The sequence below is a fragment of the Gammaproteobacteria bacterium genome (assembly GCA_032250735.1).
Classification (GTDB): domain Bacteria; phylum Pseudomonadota; class Gammaproteobacteria; order SZUA-152; family SZUA-152; genus SZUA-152.
This window is the reverse complement of the sequence record JAVVEP010000010.1, coordinates 70,181-94,203: the sequence shown is the minus strand read 5'-3', so window position 1 is coordinate 94,203 and position 24,023 is coordinate 70,181. Positions and strand designations below refer to the sequence as shown.

The following is a 24,023-nucleotide window of genomic DNA, read 5'->3' as shown; positions in this document are numbered from 1 at the left end:
CAATCATTGACCGATTGCCACACAGCGAGAGAATGACACGAATATGAAATGGGGATTGTATAGCCGGGTCACGGTCAGTCTGGGCAGCGTGTTGTGTCTGGCAATGCTGGGCCTGGGATATGTGCTGCTGCAGTCCAGCGCGCTGCAGTTTTCCTCGAATCAGCTGGCGCAGGTAAAATTGGCTGCCCTGAGCCTGGTTGATGATGCGCGTCAGGCCCTGCAGCAGCAGGGACAGCCTGATCCGCTTCGCAATAGTCTGCAGGTTGTTATTGCGCAAGCCGAGCCCCAAATCCATCTGGCCTATGCCCTGGTGATTGATACGCAGGGCAAGGTGATTGGCACCGATACGGCGATTGACGCCGCCGCGATCGCGATCATCCAGCCGATTGATGCGCCCCACACCCGCCACGTCTCGTATCAGGGCCGCCCGGTTCGGGAGGTGGTTTACCCGATCATGGGAATGCGCACGGATAGCCCCATCCATCTCGGCAATGTTCATGTGGGCCATTTCGAGGATATCAGCCCCCTTTTTCAGGGACGGCGCAGTAACGAGATCATCCTGGCCCTGATTGCGACCTGGCTGCTGTCGATGGCGACGATTTTTATTGTCCTCAGCCGATCAATCAATCCGCTTTCGGCGCTGACACAGCGCATCACCTCAACCTCGTTCGATAGCCCTCATCGTGTTATCGGCGATGCGTTGCGAAACCGAAATGATGAGGTGGGTGTGTTGGCCTGCGCCTTTGATGCGATGATCGCCAACCTGCAAAAGTCCTACCTGGAGCTTGAACAGCGCGAGTCGCATTATCGACAGCTGGTCGAAACGGCCAATGTGATTCCATGGGAACTGGACCTCAACTCCCGGCGCATTACCTATGTCGGTCCGCAGATAACCGATATTCTTGGTTATAGCGTTGAGGAATGGTGCCAGGAAAAATTCTGGCTGAATCATGTCTATCCCGAAGATGTGAAAATGGCGGAAGATTTTTATCGCCGTGTCGCCTCTGGTGGCGAGGAGAAAGAGATCGAATATCGCATGTTGAACGCCTCTGGAAAGGTGGTGTGGGTAAGGGACTGGGTGCATAAATCCAGTAAGGATCCTCGTTCCCCTGTATTGCAGGGCTTTATGTTTGATGTGAGCGAGCGCGTCAACGCCAGAATGGAGTTGCAGCTCTATCGTGAACATCTGGAAAATGTGGTGGATGAACGAACCGCCGAGCTGTTGTCGGTGAATCAGGAACTGCAATCCTTTGCCCATTCCCTGTCACAGGATTTACGTGTGCCACTGCGCGTGATCAATGGATTCAGCAAGGCCATGCTGGAAGATTATGCGGATGTTGTGGATGAAGAGGGACGCAACAACCTGAAACGTATTTGTCATGGCACGGAAGAAATGGGCCGGATGATTGACGATATTCTCATTCTGTCCCGCGTCACCCGGCAGGACCTGTATCGGCGGAAGGTAAACCTGAGCGATATTGCCGAGCAGATCGTCCAGGGGCTGAGGGAAAAATATGGCGACGCAAAGGTTGACTGCAGGATTGAAAAAGAGGTTGTCGCCTACGGTGATCCAGAACTGCTGAGTATTGTCATCGAGCACCTGCTGGAAAATGCCTGGAAATTCAGCTCCCAGACCGAACGCCCACAGATTGAGTTTTACCGCGAGACCATTGATGGAAAGGTCGTCTATTCGGTGAAAGACAATGGCGCCGGCTTTGATATGCAATATGCAGAAAAATTATTTTTGCCCTTTAGGCGCCTGCACAATTCCGAAGAGTTTCCCGGTACCGGCCTCGGGCTCGCTACCGTTAAACGTATTATCCTGCGCCATGGCGGAGAGGTCTGGGGAGAGGGCGCGGTCGGTAGGGGCGCGACCCTGCACTTTACCCTGGCCAAGTCCTCTGCCGAGATGATCCTTGCAGACAAGAAATACATAGAGTCCCACGATGATGTGGCCTGATGGAATCGCGCAATAGCAGAAACCGATTTCTGTGACCCAGGTAATGGCGCTCTGAATTGCCCTGTTCGAGTATGGCTGTAGATCGTGATAGTGATTGTGCCCAAAGGCAGTAAGTTCTGGAGCCTGGACAGCCGTGGTTGGCTGGCCGTTTATTGGTGATCATTGGTTGGGTTGTAAAGCCCATGAGGGAAAGGGATGTCGGATAAAGTCATATTGCTGGTAGAAGATAATCCAGACGATGAGGCCTTGACCATCAGGGCGCTGAAGAAAAACAACATCCTCAATGAGGTTGTTGTGGCGCGGGATGGCGAAGAGGCCCTTGAGTACCTTTTTGGTGCGGGCCGCTATGAGGGCCGCGACACCAGTATTCAGCCACAGGTCATCCTGCTGGATCTGCAGTTGCCAAAACTGAGTGGGCATGAGGTCTTGAAACGCCTGCGCGCGGATAAACGTACCGCCCTGCAACCGGTGGTGATTCTGACCACCTCCAGTGAACAGGCCGATATCACCACAGGCTATTCCAATGGCGCGAACAGCTATACGCGCAAGCCCGTCGATTTCAATCAGTTTACCGAGGTGGTCAAACAGCTGGGCATTTACTGGCTGGAGTTAAATGAGGTGCCGGGGCGTCGCCGGGACAGCTGAGAGCCTCCTAGCTGAGCAGGCCGGCAACGCCGACAGGAGCGGGCAGTGGGGTTGCGAGTCCAGGCCTGGCGCCCGCGGTGAATTTCCGCAGGATCTCGCCCGCCACACTGTCCAGGTCGGTTGCCATCTCGTCATCCATCGAACCCGTTTCTGTCGCAACACCCGTGGCCGATCGGTCATGCCGCTCTTGCAGTAAAAGGCCCCCGCACTCCAGCTCAAGCGCCAACAGGGATTTCGCATTGGCGCAGAGAAAGCCGAAAAAGCGTTTGGCATCCCGAATGGTCTTCGCATCCAGCATAATCACGCAGACGTCAAAATCCGTCTCCAGCGAGGCCATGAAGGCCAGCTGGTCGTAGGCGATACGCACCCCCGCTAACGAGGAATGCACCGCGATAATGCAGCGGTCGCTTTGCAATGCCAGGGTGGTGGAGGGCGACGTTACCGGCACAAGGCAGTAATCCGGCATGCCGCCGTCCTCCAGATCATCGGTCGACGCGAGTGCCCGCGTCAGCTTTTCTGCCGACGGGGAGGCGATGCTGGAAGCGCCGGCGCGGTTTTCGATATTCAGCACCATGCAGCTGCTCTGCTGGTGGCCATCCTGTCGATTAAAGGCGCGGTTCAGTTCATAGACAATGTAGTCATCGCGTCGGGCGCCCAGCAGGATCGGGATGATGGCGGTATTCTGCCAGGCGGGGGAGCGCTCATTTTCATTGCTCAAAAAATGATGACTGATATCCGCCAAACGGTGTTTTGATCGGCTGACACCGGGCAGGTGTGGTGTGTTGTTGATGGTGGTCGACATGGTCTGGAAGTATCCTATTGGCGAATCAGCGCTGGCGCACTCTGGTATCCGTTAGTGTTGATGATAATGGCGGGAGGCTTGCGGCTCATCACCCACGCGCAGCATGGAGTTGTGCACCCCCATGGGATTTAACACCTGCTCGGGGTTGGTCGGGTCGTTGCGCCATTTTCCGTCGATGACCAGCCGGTACTGGTACTCACCGGCGGGGGCAAAGAATATCTTTCGCAGGGTGCCGTTTTCCTCCACGGTCTCAATCCCCTCATCCGGAATCCAGCCATTGAACTCACCGGCAATCTGGAGATCGCGCTCGTAATAATCCTGATAGCGGAGCTCGACCCGATGCAGCGGGGTGCGGGCGTCCCCGCCGGGATCGCGGTCTGCGTACGGCCGGGGTGCATCGGGGCTGGCGGCCACGGGGATATCGCTGGCATCCCGCAGGGCGACCATCCGGGTGATCTCCAGGGTGGGGATCTCGCTGGCCTCTATTGCCCTGTCTGCCCGGTCTGGTGCTCTGCCGCTGTCGAGATGATCCAGCAACCAGGAGGTCTCCTGCTGGATAACGGATTTTTCATCGGCAGAGCGGCGGATGATCTCCTCCGCAAGATCCTGGTAATCCCGGGCGGCGATGGATTTGGCATCAAAATGCAGGATGGACTGGCCGGCAATAACCGCCTCCTTGAGGCGTACCGTGTGGTGCACCATGGCAGACAGCACGTTGTCCTGATAGCGCTCCCAGATGCCCAGCAGGAACTTCCGGCACAGGCGGGTACGTTTGTCGACCAGGGTCGGTAGCAGATTGATTTCGATGCTGAGGTCGTATTTCTGGGCGACCAGATCCACCGTCTCACTGAGCCGTTCAATGCCGTCGATGGAGAACAGGCTCATGTCGAGGGGCACGATGATGCGGCTGGCCGCGCGAATGGCGTTAATCGACAGCAGGCCCAGGGCCGGCGGGCAGTCGATCACCACGTAGTCATAAATCGTTGCCAGCGGTTGCAGGTGGTCGGTGAGCTGGCGTTCGCGTTTCGGCATACCCGCAAGCACATGCTCAACCGCCGCCAGGGAGATGGTGGCGGGCACCAGGTCCACGCCCGTGGCCACCTCGGTGATGATCGCCTCGGAGAGGGGGAAATCCAGCGCAAAGACCTCGTACAGGCCGGGCTCATCCTGGCGGCGTTGGCCCAGTCCCAGCGAGGCATGGCCTTGGGGGTCGGCATCCACCAGCAGGGTGCGCAGCCCCCTTGCGCCCAAACTGGCGGCCAGGTTGATGGCGGTGGTGGTCTTCCCGCAGCCCCCTTTCTGATTGGCGATGGCAATAATCTTCATACAATCCCCCGGGACATTGGCGCTTGGGCATGGTGTGGGTGCGGCATCGTCATTCCTATTGCATTGGATCGCACCGCAGTGAGTACGGTACAGCGGGGCAGATTGTGTTTCTTATGCATGGGCGGTCTTTTTCGCCGGTGCCTCGCTGGCGGGCGCGGCCTCGGGCCTGGCGAACAGCAGACGCTGTTCCGGCTCGCGGATGCCGCGGCTGCGCTCGGCCTCGCGGGCCAGCTCGGCGACGGGATAGATCCATTCCTGGCCGGTTAATGCCTCAAAGGCCGTCTCCCGGTGCAGCACCAGAATTACATCGCCGGTCACCACCAGGGAAAGCTCGGTGAGCGGCGCCGTGCAGGAGGGCAGAAAATTGGCCAGCGAGCTGATGCTTTTGCGGATGCGTTGCAGGGACAGACCGGCATCAATCAGCTTCTTGGCGGTCTTCAGCGTCAGCAGGTCGGCAAAGGAATAACGGGCGTGGCCGCCGCTGGTGTGTTGTTGTGGGGTGATGAGGCCGGTCTTGCGCCAATAGCTGAGTTGGCGGCGGCTCAGCCCGGTGATCTTCATCACTTGCTGACAGGTAAATCCTGTATCGCTCATCGCCCCTCCACTGCGTTATGCCAACGGTTAAACCGTGGCATTTTGCGGCTGTGTAAATGTTGACCAGATCGGGGCCAATTGTGGTCAGTACCGGCAAAATGTCAAGGAAAGTGGACAAAAAAGGTGAGTTTTGTCCACTTTTCCGGCCCCGTGTGGCGGGCGGCGGAGGGACCGCGAAAGGCAGAGGCCCGGCACGGGTCTGTCACCGCCATCACTGCCGCGCAGGGGTCCCGGCAAAAGGGCCGTGCTAATGCCCTACTAATGTCCTACTAAGTCCTACTAAATAGCGCGTTAAAACAAGGGGCTAAAAATGTCCGGCCCAGTTTTTGCGGTTTGGCTCTTGACCTGTTTTGAGATGCGGGTAAGATGCTTGCACACCTCGAACAGGGGGGGAGGAAAGTGTTTGCCCTGGCCCGTCCAGGGCATACACTTTTTTAATCGCTCACTGTTTAATGTGCCCCGCACCAATACCCTCCGTGTTTCATCATTTCGCATTTAATCATTTCCGTAAGCTCATCCATCATCTCACCAAAATAGCCGTGTGATGGTGATGTAATGCGTAACGACCTGCACTAGAATACGCGGCTCCTTCAAATCGGTTTCAGTTTTCGCTGCAGGCCTGCTGAGCACCCCCTAAAGTCCCTTTTATGGCCCTTATAAAATTCGATAATGTTTCCCTGGCCTTTGGCCACGTTGCACTGCTGGACAAGGTCAATTTCCAGATTGACCCCGGTGAGCGCGTCTGCCTGGTGGGGCGCAATGGCACTGGCAAGTCCACCCTGATGCAAATCCTGCGCGGCGCCGTACTGCCGGATGACGGCAGCGTCTGGCGCCAGCAGAATTTGCGCATCGCCTATCTCGCACAGGAGGTCCCGGCGGACCAGAATCAGACGGTGTTTGAGGTGATAACCGCCGGCCTCGAAGGGGTCGGCGAACTACTAGCCGAATATCACCATGTGGTGCTGTCGCTGGAGCAGGATGCCTCGGCCGCGGTGCTGGATCGGCTCTCCGAGCTACAGGGCAGGCTGGAGGCCGAGGACGGCTGGCGCCTGGAACAGAAGGTGGAGGATGTCATCACCCGCCTGGACCTGCCCGCCGACACGCCTCTGGCGGATCTGTCCGGTGGTCTCAAGCGCAGGGTCATGCTCGCGCAGGCCCTGGTCAAGGAGCCCGACCTGCTGCTGCTGGATGAGCCCACCAACCATCTCGACCTCGCCGGCATTCAATGGCTGGAGGAATTCCTGCTGGGCTGGAATGGCAGCGTGTTGTTCATCACCCATGACCGCGCCTTCCTGCAACGCCTGGCAACCCGCATCGTGGAACTGGACCGTGGCAACATCAGCTCCTGGCCGGGGGACTACCAGAACTATCTGCAAAAGAAAGAAGAGGCGCTCGCCATCGAGGCGGACCACAATGCCAAATTCGACAAACGGCTGGCACAGGAAGAGGTCTGGATACGGCAGGGCATCAAGGCCCGCCGCACGCGCAACGAAGGCCGGGTGCGCGCCCTGCAGGCCATGCGCCGTGAATACAGTGATCGCCGTCAGGTGCAGGGCAAGGTCAACCTGAAACTCGAAACGGCCGATCGCTCCGGCAAGCTGGTGGTCGAGGTGGAGAATGCCAGCGTCGGCTATGGTGATAAAACCATCGTGCGCAATTTTTCCACCCGCATCCAGCGCGGTGACCGCATCGGCATCATCGGCCCCAATGGGGCGGGCAAAACCACCCTGCTGAAATTGCTGCTGGGCGAGTTGCAACCGACAACGGGTAGCGTGCAGCTGGGCACCAAACTGGAAATTGCCTATTTTGACCAGCAGCGTGCCGTGCTCGACCCGGATATGTCCGTGATGGACAACCTCAATTTCGGCAGCGACACGGTGACCGTGAATGGCCGTGAAAAACACGTCATCAGTTACCTGCAGGATTTCCTGTTTCCCCCACAGCGGGTGCGCTCACCGGTCTCCTCACTCTCCGGCGGTGAACGCAATCGTCTGTTGCTGGCGCGCCTGTTCACCCAGCCCGCCAACCTGCTGGTGATGGACGAACCGACCAATGACCTCGACGTTGAAACCCTGGAGCTGCTGGAAGAGCTGCTGGGAGAATACACCGGCACCCTGCTGCTGGTGAGTCATGACCGCGCCTTTCTCGACAACGTCGTCACCCGCACCCTGGTATTCGAAGGGGATGGCGTGGTGAATGACTACGTCGGTGGCTACGAGGACTGGTTACGCCAGCGTCGCCAGCCCGGTGACAAGGCCGTGGCGAGGACCGCAAAAGTCAGTCAGGCCGACACGGTGAAGACCGAGGCCGCGGTGAAGACAAAAAAGCTCAGCTACAAAGAGCAACGGGAATTGGATGGCCTTCCGGCAAAGATGGAATCGCTCGAAGCCGAGCAAGGCGAACTGCAAAAGCAGATTAATGCCCCGGAGTTCTATCAGCAGGACAAGGAACAAAGTGCAAACACACTGGCACGGCTCGAAAAGGTCGGCAACGAACTGGAACTGTGCTTTGCGCGCTGGGAAGAGCTGGAATCGGGCGAGAGAGGCTGACCACGCCGAGGTCGCAACAGACCTTCAGGTTTTGCAGCATTACATTAGTTATTGTTCATCCATGCCGCGTGGGCACAAAAGACGTGCCCACCCTACCGGCCCTTCCAGGGCCGGTTATCCGCCGGCGCTTTCGGTCTGCTGGCTTTCGGTTTGCTGAGAAATAAACAGGGTCTGGGTCGGGTAGGCAAATTCGATCTGTTCCTGTTCAAAGCGCTCGTGAATGGCGAAGTAAATCGCCTGCTGGATATCCATGTAGGTGTTGTAGTCCGGGGATAACACGTAGTAGACAGTTTCGAACGCCAGGGCGTAGTCGCCGTATTTCATGAAGTGGGCGCGGTCGAAGCGGGTTTTTTCCTGGGCCTCGACGGCCTCCCTGATGATGAGCGGAATGAGTTTGAGTTTTTCTCGTGGCGTTTGATAGGTCACGCCGAGGCTGCTGACCACGCGCCGCTCGAACATGCGGCCATAGTTGCGTATCCGGCTGTTGAGCAGGTCCGAGTTGGAAAAAACCAGTTGTTCTCCGGAGAGGCTGCGGATGCGGGTGGTTTTCAGCCCGATGTGCTCAATGCTGCCGAGGTATTCATCGATAATCACAAAATCGCCGATCACAAAGGGCTTGTCGAACACGATGGACAGCGAGGCGAACAGGTCGCCGAGAATGTTTTGCAGGGCCAGGGCGATCGCGATGCCGCCGATGCCCAGGCCGGCCACCAGGGCCGTGATATTGATGCCGAGATTGTCGAGGGCCAGCAGGGCCACAATGGACCACAACACCAGTTTGCTGGCCAGGCCGATGATGTTGATGGTGGCGACTGCCGCCGCATTTTTTTCCAGTGCGCGCCGCTCATATAATTCCAGCAGTTCGCTGATCAGTATGACGCCCCAGATGCCGACCTGAATCAATAGCGCAATCACCAGAATGCTGTAAACCATGGCATCCAGGCGTGCGGGGAGTTCCACAAACAGCGATCCCAGATAGAGTCCCACCACAACCAGAAAGAGTAATTTTGTGCGGGTAATCTGCTTGGCAATAATGTTGTTCCAGTGGGTCTTGCTGAGGCTGGCGCGATGGCTCAGGCGACCGCCGACCAGGCGGCGAAATATCCATAGCAGGATCACGCTGGAGACCAGGATCGTCGACGCGATCAGCCAGTCGAGCAGATCATTGCCCATAAATTCCATCTCAAAAAATTCCACGGTTTATTTTCTCCTTGTCGGTATAAATAGGCGGCATAACGCGCCGGGTTGCGGCCGCATGCTATAACCATAGACATTATTTTGCGAAACTGCAGTCAGTCAGCAGGTGGGGGTATGAGTGTGGTTGGCTGAAAATGCGGATTAACGGTCGCCGGCAGCGGCTGTCGCCTTAGCTGCACGGTGTTGTCCCGCTACAGCAATAAACTCAGTGTACCACCCAGGGTCATTGCAATACCCATGGCCAGAATCATCCAGTCGCCTTGCGCGCCGGGTTCAAGGGTGGCTATTTCAGGTTGGTCGGGCTTGTAATAGATGTCCACTGCTGCGCCGACCGGGTATTTTTTATTGTAGAAGGTTGCGAATTCCGGCAGAGGGTGGGTGCCTTCGGGAAAGGTGAACGGCCGGCGATAGTCTTTTCCATCAAGCCGATAGCTGAAGACGATCTCGGGCAACAGGTCGTTTTCTGCGGAGCGCGGTTCAGAGACCTCGATCCTGCCTGTGGTGCGGGGCCATTGTCGGGTGCGGCGGGATTTTTGCAGGATCATCCAGCCCCAGAGGCTGATGCCGATACCGCCCAGGGCGACGAGGGCGAGGATGATGGGGTAGAGGTTCATTGTGGTTTGCCGCTTATGGTTTTGGAGTCGATCGTAAACTTGATGCCTTAGTCATTTGCCACGCATGGTTTCCCATTTCACTTCTCCAACAGTTGGCGAATGGTCGCGCGCAGACATTGCTTTTCTTCATCCAGTAGTGGCTGCTTTTTGAGGTTGCTGATAAAAAAGATATCTTCGGCCCGTTCGCCGAAGGTGGATATCTTGGCGTTCTGCAACAGGATGTTACAGGTCAGCAGGCCACGGGCGATGCGTGCCAGCAGGCCGGGGCGGTCGTTGGTGATGACCTCCATGCAGGTGCGCTGGTTGTTGTGGTCTTCGCGGAACAATATCCTGGTGGCAATGGGAAAATGCTTTTGCTGGCGCGTAAAGTGGGTGCTGGGTTGGGCGATCTGTTCCGGGTGTTGCAGGCTCTCGTTGAGCCGCTCGCAGATCTCTTTTTTGCGCGCCGGGGCGGTGATAAGTTCCTGGTTGTGATCCAGGACCAGGAAGGTATCCAGCGTGAAGCCATCGTCCGAGGTGATAACCCGCGCATCGATGATGTCCAGTCCGAGCTGCTCCAGGGTGGCGGTGATGGTGGCGAACAGATAGTTGTTGTCCCGGGTATAGACAAAGATCGCGGAGCCGCCACGGTCCGTCTCGCCGCGCATAACCACCAGTGGGACATCCTGTTGTTGATACCGCTTGCGGTGTTCGATGATGGCCTGGGTGTGCCAGGCGACCTCTTCGGCGGAATGGCGTAAAAAATAGTCCTGTCCCAGGTGTTGCCACTGGTTTTCGATCGCCTTGGTGTCGGTCTCGGTTTGCTTTAATTGATCCAGCACCTCGGCCTGCGTGTCTTCCGCCAGCTCCTGATGATCAAGCGGCTTGTCCAGCCCCTGGCTGAGGGCGCGCGAGGTGGCGTGATACAGCTCGGCGAGCAGGGCATCTTTCCAGGAATTCCACAGGCTGGGGCTGGTGGCGCGAATGTCGGCCACGGTCAGCAGGTAGAGATGATCCAGTCGCTGCTGGTCGCCGACCTGTGCGGCAAATTCGGCGATCACTTCCGGGTCGCTGATGTCCTTGCGCTGTGCGGTGGAGGACATGATGAGATGGCTCTCCACCAGCCACTTGATCAGCTCGGTATCGTGTGGGTCAATGCCGTGTTTGCGGCAGAAGATGGCGGCATCGATGGCGCCTAACCTGGAGTGGTCTCCGCCGCGGCCTTTGCCGATGTCATGAAAGAATCCACCCAGCATCAGCACTTCCTGTCGCTCGATGCGCTGGATGATCCTGCTGCAGAGCGGAAATTCGTCGGCAAATTCGGGTACGGTGAAGCGGCGTAGATTACGCACCACAAACATGGTGTGTTCATCGACGGTGTAGACATGGAACAGGTCGTGCTGCATCTGTCCCACGATGTTGCCGAACACCGGAAGGTAGGCGGCCAGTACGCCATAGCGATTCATGCGCCGCAGCTCATGGGTTAAACCGGCACCCTGGCGGAACAGCTCCAGGAACAACTGGTGGCAGTGCGGGTTGTTGCGGAAGTCTTCGTCGATCAGATAATGGTGCTGGCGTATCAGACGAATGGTGTTTGCCGCAACGCCGCGCAGTTTGGGGTCGCGCGCGCCGAGGACAAACAGTTCCAGCAGGGCCCAGGGGGTTTGTACGAATACCTCGGGGTGGGTGACTTCCAGTTTGCCGTGGCGTGACTGGAAGCGCTCATTAATGGCTAGAGGCTTTTCATGGTTACCCTGAAAGAGGATGGTTTCTTCAAACAGGTCCAGCAGCATTTCGTTGAGCCGCGAAAGCTCCAGCACCGTGCGGTAGTATTCCTTCATGAAATGTTCGACGGCCAGGCGGTTTTTCTCATCCCTGTAGCCAAACTGTGTGGCCAGGGTGCGCTGATGGTCAAACAGTAGCCGATCCTCGCGCCGGCCGGTGAGCGTGTGCAGGGCAAAGCGGATGCGCCAGAGAAAATTCTGCGCCTCGATGAGGGTGTGGAATTCATCCTCGGTGAGGAAGCCGTGGCCGACCAGGTCGTGCAGGGTGTCGACGCCGAAATGGCGTTTGGCGACCCAGCCGATGACCTGCAGATCCCGCAGGCCGCCGGGATTTTCCTTGATATTGGGCTCCAGATTGTAGGCGCTGTCATGAAAGCGGCGATGCCGGGCGATCTGCTCCTCCCGTTTGGCGCGGAAAAATTTCAGGCTGGGCCAGATCCGTTCCGGGCCGACGGCCTGTTTCATCTTCCCGAACAGCGCCTCCGGCCCCGTCAGCAGGCGGGCCTCCATCAGGTTAGTGGCGATGGTGATGTCGGCGGTGGCCTGTTCGACACAGTCGGTGATGCTGCGGGTGCTGTGTCCCACCTCCAGCCCGAGGTCCCATAAAAACAGCAGGAACTGCTCGATCTTCGCCGCGTAGTGCTCGATGACTGCGCTATCGGCGGTGAGGATCAGCAGATCGATGTCCGAGGCCGGGTGCAGTTCGGCGCGGCCATAGCCGCCGACGGCGACCAGGGCGATGTCCTGACTGTCGCCGAGGTAGCGGGACCAGATGCGCACCAGCATTTCGTCAATGAGGCTCGCCCGCTGGGCCACCAGTTCCTGCACCGGGGTGCCGGACTCAAATTGCGCCTTGAGCGTCCGCTTGGCGGATTCCAGCTGGGCGCGAAAGATGCTTAATGGCGTGCGGGCCTCTGCGACGGCGGTATCAAATTCCTGCCAGTTACAGAGTTGATCGCATGGAGTCTTCATTGCGGGGCCTTGGTTGGGGATTTTGGCTGGGGATGAATGGTGTTGTGAGCGGCGGATGGGCATCCCTGCGGCCCCGCCATCCTGAGTCCGGCAGACGGTTAGAGTTCGTCACCCGGGAGCTGGGTCAGTACCTCGTGGCCATCTTTGGTGACCAGCAGGGTGTGCTCCCACTGGGCGGAGAGGCTGCGATCCTTGGTGACCACGGTCCAGCCGTCATTGAGCATTTTCACATGGCGCTTGCCGGCGTTGATCATGGGTTCGATGGTGAAGGTCATGCCCGGTTCGAGGATGATGCCGGTACCCGGGCTGCCATAGTGCAGCACCTGGGGCTCCTCGTGGAACACCTTGCCGATGCCGTGGCCGCAGTATTCCCGCACCACAGAAAAGTGATTGGCCTCGGCGTGTCGCTGGATGGCATGGCCGATATCGCCCAGATGAATGCCCGGTCTGACCATCTCGATGCCCAGTTTCATGCACTCGTGGCTCACCCGGCAGAGCCGCTCGGCGAGGATCGAGGGCTCGCCGACAAAGAACATCTTGCTGGTGTCGCCGTGGTAGCCGTCCTTGATGACGGTGACGTCGATATTGACGATGTCGCCGTTTTTCAGCCTTTTGTCGCTGGGGATGCCGTGGCAGACCTGGTGATTCACCGAGGTGCAGATGGATTTGGGGTAGCCGTGGTAGTTCAGCGGCGCCGGGATCGCCTGCTGCACGTTCAGGGTGTAATCGTGGCAGATCTGGTCGAGTTCGTCGGTGCTGACGCCAGGCTTGATGTGCGGGGCGATCATTCGCAGCTGTTCGGCCGCTAAGTGGCCGGCCACACGCATCTTTTCGATCTCATCGGGGGTTTTCAGGGTAATGCTCATAGTGTTTTTTACTGCCGGTTTGACCCCAAAATCGAGGTAACAGATTGTTGTAAAAGGCCGGGTATGGTATAAAGCCCGCGCTGTTTTTGCAAAGCGTCGCAATGAAAGAGCAATCACTGGGGAAAGCATGGCCATGTTGCCATTGTCTGACCCTGTAATCCACACACGTGTCGACACGTATGCCAGGGTGCCCCTGCTGTGCTAGCTAACGTTTCGTTAGGGTCTAGTCAGCACAGGGTTGGCGTATGGGACGCGTGGAGGCTTAACCCAGAAGGAGTTTACTATGTCTCAAATTACTATGCGTCAAATGCTGGAGGCCGGCGTTCATTTCGGTCACCAAACCCGTTATTGGAATCCCAAGATGGCACCCTACATCTTTGGCGAACGCAATAAAATCCATATCATCAACCTGGAAAAGTCCCTGCCTTTATATAAAGAGGCAACCAACTTCCTGGGCAAACTGGCTGCCGGCAAGGGCAAGGTCCTGTTCGTCGGCACCAAGCGCGCCGCCCGTGACAGCATCAAGGAACATGCCGATCGTGCGGGTATGCCTTACGTCAATCACCGCTGGTTGGGCGGCATGCTCACCAATTTCAACACCGTGAAGAATTCCATCAAGCGTCTCAAGGAGCTGGAAGTCATGGCGGCCGACGGCAGCTTTGCCAAGGTCAACAAGAAAGAAGCGCTGATGATGACCCGCGAGATGGAAAAGCTGGAACGCAGCCTGGGCGGTATCAAGGACATGACGGGTCTGCCTGCGGCGGTGTTCATCATTGATGTGGGCCACGAAAAGATCGCCGTCTCTGAAGCCCGCAAGCTGGGCATCCCGGTGGTGGGTATCGTGGATACCAACACCAATCCGGACGGCGTTGATTACGTGATTCCCGGCAATGATGACGCCATGCGTGCCATTCAGCTGTACGTGCGCGGTGTGGCCGATGCGGTGGTTGAGAGTCGTGCGGCTGCCTTGCAGCCCAGGGGCGCGGATGAAAACGCCTTTGTCGAAATCGACGAAACCGCGGCCGCCAGCTAACTATCTCTCTGCAGGCAACAAACATGTCGACCGGCTCAACCCGGTCGACATTTGTTTAAGGACTGTCACACACCTGCGGGTGGTTTCGGCAGTACAGACAACATCTGACATTTGCGGAATACATTCGAACCGCGAATTCGAAGACCTAATTCGAGGAACAATACAATGGCAATTACTGCTGGGTTAGTAAAAGAACTGCGCGAGCGCACCGGCGCCGGCATGATGGAATGCAAGAAGGCACTGGTGGAAGTGGACGGCGATATCGATGCCGCCATCGAGCTGATGCGTAAAAGTGGCGCGGCCAAGGCCGACAAAAAGGCCGGACGTACGGCGGCTGAAGGCTTGATCGTATTCAAGTCCAGCGCTGACGGCAAAAATGCCGCGATGGTCGAGGTGAACTGCGAGACAGATTTTGTCACCAAGGGTGATGATTTCCTGAATTTCTCCTCGGCGGTTGCGCAACTGGTGCTGGACAAGAAGCCGGCCGATATCGATGCCCTGCTGGCATTGACGATGGACGATGGCGAGACGGTGGCAGCGGCCACCAAGAACCTGATCGCCAAGGTGGGTGAGAACATGAATGTGCGTCGTTTCGTGAGCAAAACCACTGACGGCGTGCTGGGCTGTTACCTGCACGGTGGCCGTATCGGCGTGCTGGTGGAATTGCAGGGTGGCGATGAGGCACTGGCGAAAGATATCGCCATGCATGTGGCGGCCAGCAATCCTGCCTGTGTTTCCGAGGCGGAAGTGTCGCCGGCGCTGATCGAAAAAGAGAAAGAGATCTTTGTCGCGCAGGCCGCCGAGAGTGGCAAGCCCGCGGAAATCATCGAAAAGATGGTCGACGGTCGGATCAAGAAATTCCTCAAGGAGATTACCCTGACCGGCCAGCCGTTTGTGAAAAACCCGGATCAGACGGTTGAGCAGCTGCTGAAAGCGGCAGGCGCCACCGTGGTCGGTTTTGACCGTCTGGAAGTAGGCGAAGGTATCGAGAAGAAGGTCGAAAACTTTGCCGAGGAAGTCATGGCGCAGGCACGTGGCCACTGATTTTCGACGTACAATTTTCGACGCATATCTTTCGATGCGTATCTTTCGGTGTATAAAACAGGAAGGCCATCGATAAACTACGGGCGGCGTAGCGCAGCGGAGGCGCGCGCTGCCCACAATACTACACAGACATCCTGGCGATATATTAAGAAGGACGGGGAATGACGGGCACAACGGCGACCACGGTTTATAAGCGTATCCTACTGAAACTGAGTGGCGAGGCGTTGATGGGCGATGCCGAGTTTGGCATTGACCCCGGCGTTATCGACCGAACCTCGCTGGAAGTCAAAGAGCTGGTGGATGCGGGTATCGAGGTCGCGCTGGTGATTGGCGGCGGCAATATCTTTCGCGGCGTCAGTCTGGCCGCGAGTGGCCTGAATCGTACGACCGGTGATTACATGGGCATGTTGGCGACCGTCATCAATGCCCTGTCCATGCAGGATGCGTTGGAACGCCACGGCATGCCGGTGCGGGTGATGTCGGCCTTGCCGATTGACACGGTCTGTGAGCCCTACATTCAACGCCGTGCGGTACGCCACCTGGAGAAGGGCCGCGTGGTGATCTTTGCCGCCGGTACCGGCAGTCCGTTTTTCACCACCGACTCCGCGGCCAGTCTGCGCGGCATCGAAATCGGCGCTGAGCTGGTGCTCAAGGCCACCAAGGTGGACGGCGTGTATTCTGCCGATCCCATGAAAGACAAAAACGCCACCCTGTATGACACCCTGAGCTATGACGAGGTGTTGGCCAAGGGTCTGGCCGTGATGGATGCGACGGCGATTGCGCTGTGTCGCGATCAATCCATGCCGGTGCGGGTGTTTAATATGAACAAGGCGGGGACATTGATGGCGATTATGCGAGGGGCGCAGGAAGGTACGCTCGTTAAGTAAGGTTTGAGTATCGGTTCAACCGGCGCCCAGGCAACGCACCGCATCACTGCCCACGATAAACGCACAACCAGTTGCAACAACAGACAACGAGAATTAATCCATGATCGATGACATTCTTAAAGACGCCGATGCCCGAATGGGTAAAAGCATCGAGACCCTGAAAACTGAATTGACCAAGCTGCGTACCGGTCGCGCGCACACCAGTCTGCTGGATCACATCACGGTGGATTATTACGGCACGGAGACGGCGCTCAATCAGGTGGCGACAGTCAGTGTTGGCGACGCGCGTATGCTGACGGTGACGCCATGGGAAAAGAACATGGTGCAGGCGGTGGAAAAAGCCATCATGACCTCGAATCTGGGCCTGAATCCGGCCACCTCCGGCACGGTGATTCGTGTGCCGCTGCCCGCGCTGACCGAAGAGCGTCGCCGTGACATGATCAAGGTGGTGCGTGGTGAAGGCGAGCAAACCAAGGTGGCGATTCGCAATATTCGTCGCGATGCCATTGGCGACTTCAAGGATCTGCTGAAAGAAAAACAGATCTCCGAAGATCAGGAGCATCAGGCAGAGGCGGCAATACAGAAGCTCACCGACAAGCGGACGGCCGAAGTTGACGCGATGCTGGAGATCAAAGAAAAAGATTTGCTGGAGGTGTAAGGGCGGTTGTGTCATGCGCCTTGTTAATACCTGGAGCCATACAGACAGATTCCCAGAGTTACGCAAATTGCGTTCGGGCGAAAAATATTGAGGTTCACGATGTTCACATTCGAGGCGCAACATGCAGTTAATTGCCGGCTATTGCGAGGCTACGCCACGAAAAAACCGGGCGCGCTGGGCCCACTATCCGTGTTCATGGCCTGAGCAGACGACCTCACCATCACCGTTTCCCACTATTCCTGTATATCGAAATTGAAACTCCTGTGTCAGCCGCTTACCGTCTCTTGTTGAAACCCGTGAATCAGCCCCGGCTAGCCGGTGCGGGAGATTCGTGATGGCGGACGATACGAGCACGGCTGAGCGCACACCCGCTGATCAAGCCAGGATTCCCCGCCATGTCGCCATGATCATGGACGGCAATGGGCGCTGGGCCGAAAAACGCAATCAGCCGCGTATTATGGGACACCGCGCCGGCGTCGAAGCGGTGCGTGGCGTTGTCAGCGGCTGTGCCAGACAGGGCATTGAGGTGCTGACACTGTTTGCCTTCAGTAGTGAAAACTGGCGTCGCCCCAAGCAGGAAGTGGGACTGCTGATGGAGCTGTTCATGACGGCGCTGGGGCGGGAGGTGAAGCGCCTGCACAAAAATAATGTGCGGCTGCGGGTGATTGGCGGCATTGACCGTTTCAGCCAGCCGCTGCAAAAGCGCATTGCCAGCGCCGAGGCGCTGACCAAGGACAATACCGGCCTCACCGTAGTGGTGGCCGCCAATTACGGGGGGCGCTGGGATATCGCCCAGGCGGCCCAGCAACTGGCGCAACGGGTGAAGGACGGCGAGCTGGAGGTGGCAGAGGTGACGCCGGAGCTGCTGGCCGAGTGTGTGTGTTTGCACGAGCTGCCCGAGCCCGATCTGTTCATCCGCACCGGCGGCGAAAGTCGCATCAGTAATTTCCTGCTCTGGCAGCTGGCCTATACCGAGCTGTACTTCACCGACACCCTGTGGCCGGACTTCGACGAGGCGGCACTGCAGGCGGCGCTGGATTCCTTTGCCGCGCGGCAGCGACGCTTTGGTCGTACCGGCAAGCAGGTCGAACAGGAAAAGGGTGCCTGACATGCCGACACCATTATGCTGAAACAGCGCCTGCTCACCGCCGCGATTCTGGTGCCTTTGGTGGTATGGGGCATTCTGCGTTTACCCACCGACTACCTTGCCCTGGTACTGGCCCTGTTTGTGATCCAGGGCGGCTGGGAGTGGAGCGGCCTGATGAAAATGCGCTCTGTAGCGCAGCGGGGCCTGTATACCCTGGTGGTGGCGGCCAGCCTGGCGGGCGCATGGTGGATGCTGCGTGACGCGGCCGCCAACTGGATGGCGTTGCCGGTATTGAGCCTGTTCTGGTGGCTGCTGGCCATTGCCTTCGTGCTGCATTTTCCGAATTCCGCGGCGCGCTGGTCCTCATCGGTGGCGCAGTCCCTCATCGGTCTGATCGTGCTGGTCCCCACCTGGCTGGCGGTGATCGCCCTGCACGAGAGTGGCGCGCAGGGCCCGCTGCTGGTCCTGTATCTGCTGAGCCTGATCTGGGTGGCCGATTCCGGTGCCTATTTCGGCGGCCGGGCCTGGGGTCGGCATAAGCTGGCACCGGCGGTCAGCCCGGGAAAAACCTGGGAGGGCGTGGCCAGTGGCGCGCTCCTGAGCCTGGCCTATGCGCTGGGCGCGGCGCAGCTGCTTGAACTTCCCGGGAACCAGTGGCCGTTGTTTGTGGTCCTGTCACTGATCACGGTTTTGTTTTCCGTGCTGGGGGATCTCACTGAAAGTATGTTTAAACGCCATGCAGGGATTAAGGATAGCGGCACGCTGCTGCCCGGCCACGGCGGGGTGCTGGATCGCATCGACAGTGTGACCGCGGCGGCGCCGGTGTTTGTGGTGGGTTATTGGCTGGGTGGGTTCACAGGCCTCACCGGCGCCGGCATCTCTTTGCTATGAACTCCAGTATGAGCGCCACTATGAACACTACCGGGAAAGCCGCTGTGCAGCTGGACGGCACGCCCAGCAGATCCATTCCCTGTGGGCCCATCGGCGTCACTATCCTCGGCGCCACCGGTTCCATCGGCCTGAGCACCCTGGACGTCATCGCCCGGCATCCGCAACGCTATCGCGTCGTGGCCCTGACCGCGCATCGCCAGGTGGATCGACTGGTGGAACAGGCCATCGCCTTTGCCCCGGAATATGTAGTGATGGTTGACGCCGGGTGCGCCGAACAGGCCCGGCAAAAATTGCGTGATGCCGGTCTGGATACCATCGTCCTGAGCGGTGTGGACGGCCTGGAGACGGTCGCGGCACTGACGCAGGTGCAACAGGTGATGGCGGCCATCGTCGGTGCTGCCGGGCTGCGGCCCACGCTGGCGGCGGCCCAGGCCGGCAAGCGCATCCTGCTGGCGAATAAAGAGGCGCTGGTGATGTCGGGTCAGATCCTGCTGGACGCGGTGCGCGACAACGGCGCCGAGCTGTTGCCCATCGACAGCGAACACAATGCCATCTTTCAGAGCATGCCGGCGGACTATGCCTGTGCCCAGTCGAAGCATGTGGCCAGCAATTCGTTGAGTACGCTGGGGATTAAACGCATTCTGTTAACCGCCTCGGGCGGCCCCTTCCGCACCACCGATCCCGCCCAACTGGAAAAAGTCACACCTGAGCAGGCCTGTGCGCACCCGAAATGGAAAATGGGGCGCAAGATTTCGGTGGACTCCGCCACCATGATGAACAAGGGGCTGGAGGTCATCGAGGCGTGCTGGTTGTTTAATACCACGGCGGATAACATCGAGGTGGTGATTCATCCGGAAAGCGTGATTCACTCCATGGTGGCGTATGACGATGGTTCGGTACTGGCACAGCTCGGCAATCCGGACATGCGCACCCCCATCGCCCATGCCATGGCCTGGCCGCAACGCATCAGCTCCGGGGTGGATGCGCTGGATCTGTTTGCGGTGGCCCAACTGAATTTTGAACGCCCGGACCTGCAGCGCTTCCCGTGTCTGTCGCTGGCCTATCGCGCGGCCAGGACCGGCGGTACCACCCCGGCGATTATGAATGCCGCGAATGAGATTGCCGTGCAAAGTTTTCTGGACGCAGAGATCGGCTTTACCGACATCCCCACGATTATCGCCCAGACCATGGCCGCGATAGAAACCCAGCCCGTCCGTTCGCTGGAGGTGGTGCTGGCGGCGGACCAGGCGGCGCGTGAGATGGCAGATCGGCTGGTCAAAGCGACCGCGCAGGCGAATCTGGCGGGGCAGGCGAAATGAGCGGCTTTATCACCTCGGCCCTGGCCCTGCTGGTGACCCTGGGGCTGCTTATCGCCTTCCATGAGTTCGGGCATTTCTGGACGGCCCGCAAACTGGGCGTCAAGGTGCTGCGTTTCTCGGTGGGTTTTGGCAAACCGCTGTGGCTGCGAAAATACGGGCCGGATCAGACGGAATATGTACTGGCGGCCTTTCCCCTGGGCGGCTACGTCAAGATGCTGGACGAACGCGAGGGCGAGGTCGCCGAGTCGGAACGGCATCGCGCCTTTAATCGCCAATCGGTGTGGCGACGTTTCGCGATTGTCGCGGCGGGCCCGCTGTTCAATTTCATTTTTGCGATCCTGGCGCTATGGATGATGTATCTCATCGGCGTGCCGGGCGTGGCGCCCATCGTCGGTGAGGTCACCCCGCAGTCCGCCGCGGCGCTTGCCGGATTTCGGGCGGGTGACCGCATCATCGACATCAACGGCCGCAACACACCCACCTGGGGCGTGGCGCGGTTCAATCTACTGGATGCCGCGCTCAATTCCGATGAGGTGAGCTTTCAGGTGCAGGGCGCCAGTGGCGAGACCCACACCCTGCGCATCCCGGTGGCCGACATTTCCAACGAGATCAAACAGAAGCAGCTGCTGAGCCATCTGGGGATTGCGCCTGTCCGGCCGGTGCTGCCGGCGGTGCTGGGTGAATTATCCGCTGACGGGCCGGCACAGGCGGCGGGGCTGAAGGCGGGGGATCATATCCTGCGCGCCAATAGCCAGCCCATGGGTGACTGGATGGCGGTGGTGGAGCTGGTGCGCGCCAATCCCGGCCAGGCCATCGAGTTTGAGATCGAGCGTGACGGCGTAGTGCAGACCATCACGGTCACCACCGAACGCCGCCCAACCGACAGCGGCGATATCGGCCGTATCGGGGCCGCACCTGCACCGGCCGGACCTCTGCCACCCGAGCTGTTGGCCCGTGAAGAATATCCCGTGTTCGAATCCCTGACGGTGGCGGCCGCCAAAACCTGGCAGATGTCCGTGCTTACCCTGCGCATGATCGGTAAGATGATCGTCGGGGAGGTGTCGGTCAAAAATCTCAGCGGTCCCATCACCATCGCCACCTATGCGGGTTATACGGCGAGCGTTGGTTTCACCGCCTTTCTGTATTTTCTGGCGGTGGTCAGTATCAGCCTGGGTGTCCTGAATCTGTTGCCGGTACCGATGCTGGATGGCGGGCACCTGATGTATTACCTGGTGGAAATGGTGAAGGGCAGCCCTGTCTCTGATGCGTTGCAGTTAAGGCTGCAACAGCTCGGCATTGCGTTTTTATTGGTTTTAATGAGTCTGGCGTTATACAACGACGTCATGCGTTTATTGGCTAACTCTTGATGAAGTCCGCTGGATATGAGCTGATCAGGGTTTGCCGGGTCGTAGGGGTGTGATTTTGGGTTTAGTGTCTCGAATAACAAGAATGCAATGCCTGCTGGCAATTGCGCTGTCGCTGCTGCTGTCGGTAAACGCCTGGGCCTTTGAGAGCTTTGTGGTACAGGATATCCAGGTGCAGGGACTGCAACGCATCTCACTGGGCACCACATTCAACTATCTGCCCATAAAGGTTGGAGAGACCCTGGATGATGCCAGGGCCAGCGCGATCATCAAGGCGCTGTACAAGACCGGATTTTTCGAGGATGTGCAGTTAACGCGCGAGGACAGTGTGCTGGTGGTGCATGTAGAAGAGCGTCCCTCGATTGCCAAAATTGACGTGTTCGGCAATGAAGATCTGAATACGGAAGACCTGAATACCGCGTTGAAAACCATCGGCCTTACCGAAGGCCGTATCTTCAACCGTTCCTTGCTGGACCAGATTGAACAGGAATTGCATCAGCAGTATTTCAGCCTCGGCAAGTATGGCGTAAAGATTGAGACCAAACTGACCGAGCTGGAGCGCAACCGGGTTGAGATCACCATTGATATTGACGAGGGCGATGCGGCAAAAATCAGGCTCATCAATATTATCGGCGTGCAGAAATTTGACGAACAGACCCTGCTGGACAGCTTCGAGCTGTCCACCCCGACGATGTGGTCGGGCATTTCCGGTAGCGGCACCTATTCCAAGCAGCAGATGCTGGGTGATCTGGAAAGTTTGCGTTCCTATTATCTGGATCGAGGCTATCTGCATTTCAATATCGAATCGACCCAGGTCTCCATTACCCCGGATAAGCGCGATGTTTACATCAGCGTGAATGTGACGGAAGGCGAGCAATATACCGTACGTGACGTCAAACTCAGTGGTGATATGCCGGTGCCTGAAGAGGAGCTTCGTCAGTTGCTCACCGTAAAGGCCGGCGATATTTTTTCCCGGCGCAATATCGCGGAAAGCAGCAATAAGATCAGCGAGCGTCTCGGGATTGATGGCTATGCCTTTGCGAATGTGAATGCGGTGCCGGATATCAATGATGAGGATCGCACTATCGCCATCAATTTCGTCATTAACCCGCGCAACCGGGTCTATGTGCGACGGATCAATATTACCGGCAATACCAAGACGCGTGACGACGTGGTGCGTCGCGAGGTGCGACAGATGGAGGGTGGCTGGTTGTCGTCACCGCTGGTTGAACGTTCCAAGATACGCCTGCAGAAACTGGGATATTTTGACACGGTGAACGTGGAGTCGCCTGCGGTTGTGGGCGCCAGCGATCAGGTGGATCTGAACTTTGATGTGACCGAGGGTTCAACCGGTAACTTCACGGCGGGTCTTGGTTATGGTGACACCCAGGGCCTGTTGTTTAACATGAGTGTGACGTTTAACAACTTCATGGGTTCGGGTAAGCGTATCAGCACCGAAGTGAATAACAGTAAAGTGAATACTGTCTATCGTTTCAGTTATACCAATCCCTATTACACTCAGGACGGCATCAGCCGCGGATTTAGCCTGCACTCGCAGTCGACCGATGCCGCAGAGGCCAATCTCGCCGATTATTCGACGGATTCCTATGGCGCGAGCATGAATTTTGGGTTCCCCATCAGTGAATACAATCGCGCCTCCTGGAGTCTGGGTTATGAAAACACGGACCTGCAGATCAATACGACGACGGCGCCGATCTCCTACTCCGAGTGGGTGGCGGAGAACGGTGATAACTTTGATACCTTCTCGAGCACGGTGAGCTGGTCGCACGATACCCGTAACCGGGCCATCTTCCCGGACAGCGGTTATTTCAGCCTGCTGTCGGCCGAAGTCGCCTTGCCGGGTGGCGATCTGGAATATTACAAACTGAGCGTGCGCCAGAAATATTATGTGCCGATGGGTAAGGGCACCTCCCTGTCACTCGGCGCGGAGTTGGGTTACGGTGACGCCTATGGTGATACCTCGGCATTGCCGTTTTACAAAAATTATTATGCCGGTGGCGGGCGCTCTGTGCGCGGTTTCCGGGGCAATAGCCTGGGGCCACGGGACACACTCACCGATGAGCCCATTGGTGGCAACACCAAGATCATTACCCAGCTGGAACTGTTCTTTCCTTCGCCCTTTGCCGAGTCGGAGCGCAACTTCCGCCTGAGCGCCTTCGTTGATGCCGGTAATGTTTTTGCCACCAGCGAGGATGTTGATAGCAAGGAATTGCGCTCCGCCTACGGTCTGTCCGCCATCTGGCTGACGCCGGTAGGGGCCCTGACCTTTAACTGGGGCTGGGCGATCAATGCCAAGGCGGGTGACGAGACGGAGGTCTTCCAGTTCTCCATCGGTGCGCCTTTCTAGCCGCGACGGCGCCAGGCGCCACTGGTGAAGCCGGGGTTTTTCGTGGCATCATTGCCGGACCGGCCCCGGTTTTGTGTCATCCTG

19 protein-coding genes are annotated in these 24,023 nt (G+C 58.0%); 12 read left to right on the top strand and 7 right to left on the bottom strand.

From position 1 onward, the window contains the following. The first annotated feature begins 43 nt into the window (after positions 1-43). Both RRB22_07925 and RRB22_07920 read left to right on the top strand, forming a co-directional pair. Positions 44-1,960, top strand: a complete 1,917-nt coding sequence (locus RRB22_07925; protein MDT8384328.1) for an ATP-binding protein — start codon at positions 44-46, stop codon at positions 1,958-1,960. Positions 1,961-2,155: 195 nt separating this feature from the next. Beyond that, positions 2,156-2,605, top strand: a complete 450-nt coding sequence (locus RRB22_07920; GenBank protein ID MDT8384327.1) for a response regulator — start codon at positions 2,156-2,158, stop codon at positions 2,603-2,605. A 7-nt stretch (positions 2,606-2,612) separates the two neighbouring features. Here the strand turns inward: RRB22_07920 and RRB22_07915 are convergent, their stop codons facing one another. From RRB22_07915 to RRB22_07905, 3 genes are all read right to left on the bottom strand, one after another. Further along, entirely contained in the window at positions 2,613-3,407 is a 795-nt protein-coding gene (locus RRB22_07915) for a hypothetical protein (GenBank protein MDT8384326.1), read from the bottom strand. A 51-nt stretch (positions 3,408-3,458) separates the two neighbouring features. Continuing rightward, positions 3,459-4,733, bottom strand: a complete 1,275-nt coding sequence (locus RRB22_07910) for an AAA family ATPase (protein MDT8384325.1) — start codon at positions 4,731-4,733, stop codon at positions 3,459-3,461. A 111-nt stretch (positions 4,734-4,844) separates the two neighbouring features. Further along, a complete protein-coding gene (locus tag RRB22_07905) occupies positions 4,845-5,327 on the bottom strand; it encodes a MerR family transcriptional regulator (GenBank protein ID MDT8384324.1) in 483 nt (160 codons plus the stop codon). Positions 5,328-5,974: 647 nt separating this feature from the next. Here RRB22_07905 and RRB22_07900 point away from each other — a divergent pair. Continuing rightward, a complete protein-coding gene (locus tag RRB22_07900) occupies positions 5,975-7,876 on the top strand; it encodes an ATP-binding cassette domain-containing protein (GenBank protein MDT8384323.1) in 1,902 nt (633 codons plus the stop codon). Between the two features lie 114 nt (positions 7,877-7,990). On the opposite strand, the gene RRB22_07895 is transcribed toward RRB22_07900, so the two are convergent. From RRB22_07895 to map, 4 genes are all read right to left on the bottom strand, one after another. Beyond that, positions 7,991-9,073 carry a mechanosensitive ion channel gene (locus RRB22_07895; protein ID MDT8384322.1) on the bottom strand — a complete coding sequence of 361 codons (1,083 nt, stop codon included), beginning with the start codon at positions 9,071-9,073 and terminating at the stop codon, positions 7,991-7,993. A gap of 191 nt (positions 9,074-9,264) precedes the next feature. Next, on the bottom strand, positions 9,265-9,687 hold the full coding sequence (locus tag RRB22_07890; GenBank protein MDT8384321.1) for a DUF3592 domain-containing protein: 423 nt from the start codon (positions 9,685-9,687) through the stop codon (positions 9,265-9,267). A 77-nt stretch (positions 9,688-9,764) separates the two neighbouring features. Further along, positions 9,765-12,422: a [protein-PII] uridylyltransferase gene (glnD, locus tag RRB22_07885; protein ID MDT8384320.1), complete on the bottom strand. Its 2,658-nt coding sequence runs from the start codon at positions 12,420-12,422 to the stop codon at positions 9,765-9,767. A gap of 98 nt (positions 12,423-12,520) precedes the next feature. Next, positions 12,521-13,288, bottom strand: coding sequence for a type I methionyl aminopeptidase (gene map / locus RRB22_07880; GenBank protein MDT8384319.1), 768 nt, complete (start codon positions 13,286-13,288; stop codon positions 12,521-12,523). Positions 13,289-13,571: 283 nt separating this feature from the next. Here map and rpsB point away from each other — a divergent pair, with 283 nt between their 5' ends. From rpsB to bamA, 9 genes are all read left to right on the top strand, one after another. Further along, entirely contained in the window at positions 13,572-14,321 is a 750-nt protein-coding gene (gene rpsB, locus RRB22_07875) for a 30S ribosomal protein S2 (protein MDT8384318.1), read from the top strand. Positions 14,322-14,486: 165 nt separating this feature from the next. Then, on the top strand, positions 14,487-15,365 hold the full coding sequence (gene tsf / locus RRB22_07870; protein MDT8384317.1) for a translation elongation factor Ts: 879 nt from the start codon (positions 14,487-14,489) through the stop codon (positions 15,363-15,365). Between the two features lie 161 nt (positions 15,366-15,526). Next, positions 15,527-16,252 carry a UMP kinase gene (pyrH, locus tag RRB22_07865; protein MDT8384316.1) on the top strand — a complete coding sequence of 242 codons (726 nt, stop codon included), beginning with the start codon at positions 15,527-15,529 and terminating at the stop codon, positions 16,250-16,252. A 100-nt stretch (positions 16,253-16,352) separates the two neighbouring features. Continuing rightward, positions 16,353-16,910: a ribosome recycling factor gene (frr, locus tag RRB22_07860; protein ID MDT8384315.1), complete on the top strand. Its 558-nt coding sequence runs from the start codon at positions 16,353-16,355 to the stop codon at positions 16,908-16,910. Between the two features lie 334 nt (positions 16,911-17,244). Continuing rightward, positions 17,245-18,018 carry an isoprenyl transferase gene (locus RRB22_07855; GenBank protein ID MDT8384314.1) on the top strand — a complete coding sequence of 258 codons (774 nt, stop codon included), beginning with the start codon at positions 17,245-17,247 and terminating at the stop codon, positions 18,016-18,018. Positions 18,019-18,033: 15 nt separating this feature from the next. Then, positions 18,034-18,888: a phosphatidate cytidylyltransferase gene (locus RRB22_07850; GenBank protein ID MDT8384313.1), complete on the top strand. Its 855-nt coding sequence runs from the start codon at positions 18,034-18,036 to the stop codon at positions 18,886-18,888. 8 nt (positions 18,889-18,896) lie between these two features. Next, positions 18,897-20,207, top strand: coding sequence for a 1-deoxy-D-xylulose-5-phosphate reductoisomerase (gene ispC, locus RRB22_07845; protein ID MDT8384312.1), 1,311 nt, complete (start codon positions 18,897-18,899; stop codon positions 20,205-20,207). After that, the gene (gene rseP, locus RRB22_07840) at positions 20,204-21,574 is read left to right on the top strand and encodes an RIP metalloprotease RseP (protein ID MDT8384311.1); all 1,371 of its coding nucleotides are present in this window, start codon (positions 20,204-20,206) and stop codon (positions 21,572-21,574) included. Before ispC ends, rseP begins: the two co-directional genes overlap by 4 nt. 82 nt (positions 21,575-21,656) lie before the next feature. Next, complete coding sequence (gene bamA, locus RRB22_07835; GenBank protein ID MDT8384310.1) at positions 21,657-23,939, top strand: outer membrane protein assembly factor BamA; 2,283 nt, start codon at positions 21,657-21,659, stop codon at positions 23,937-23,939. Positions 23,940-24,023 lie beyond the last annotated feature (84 nt).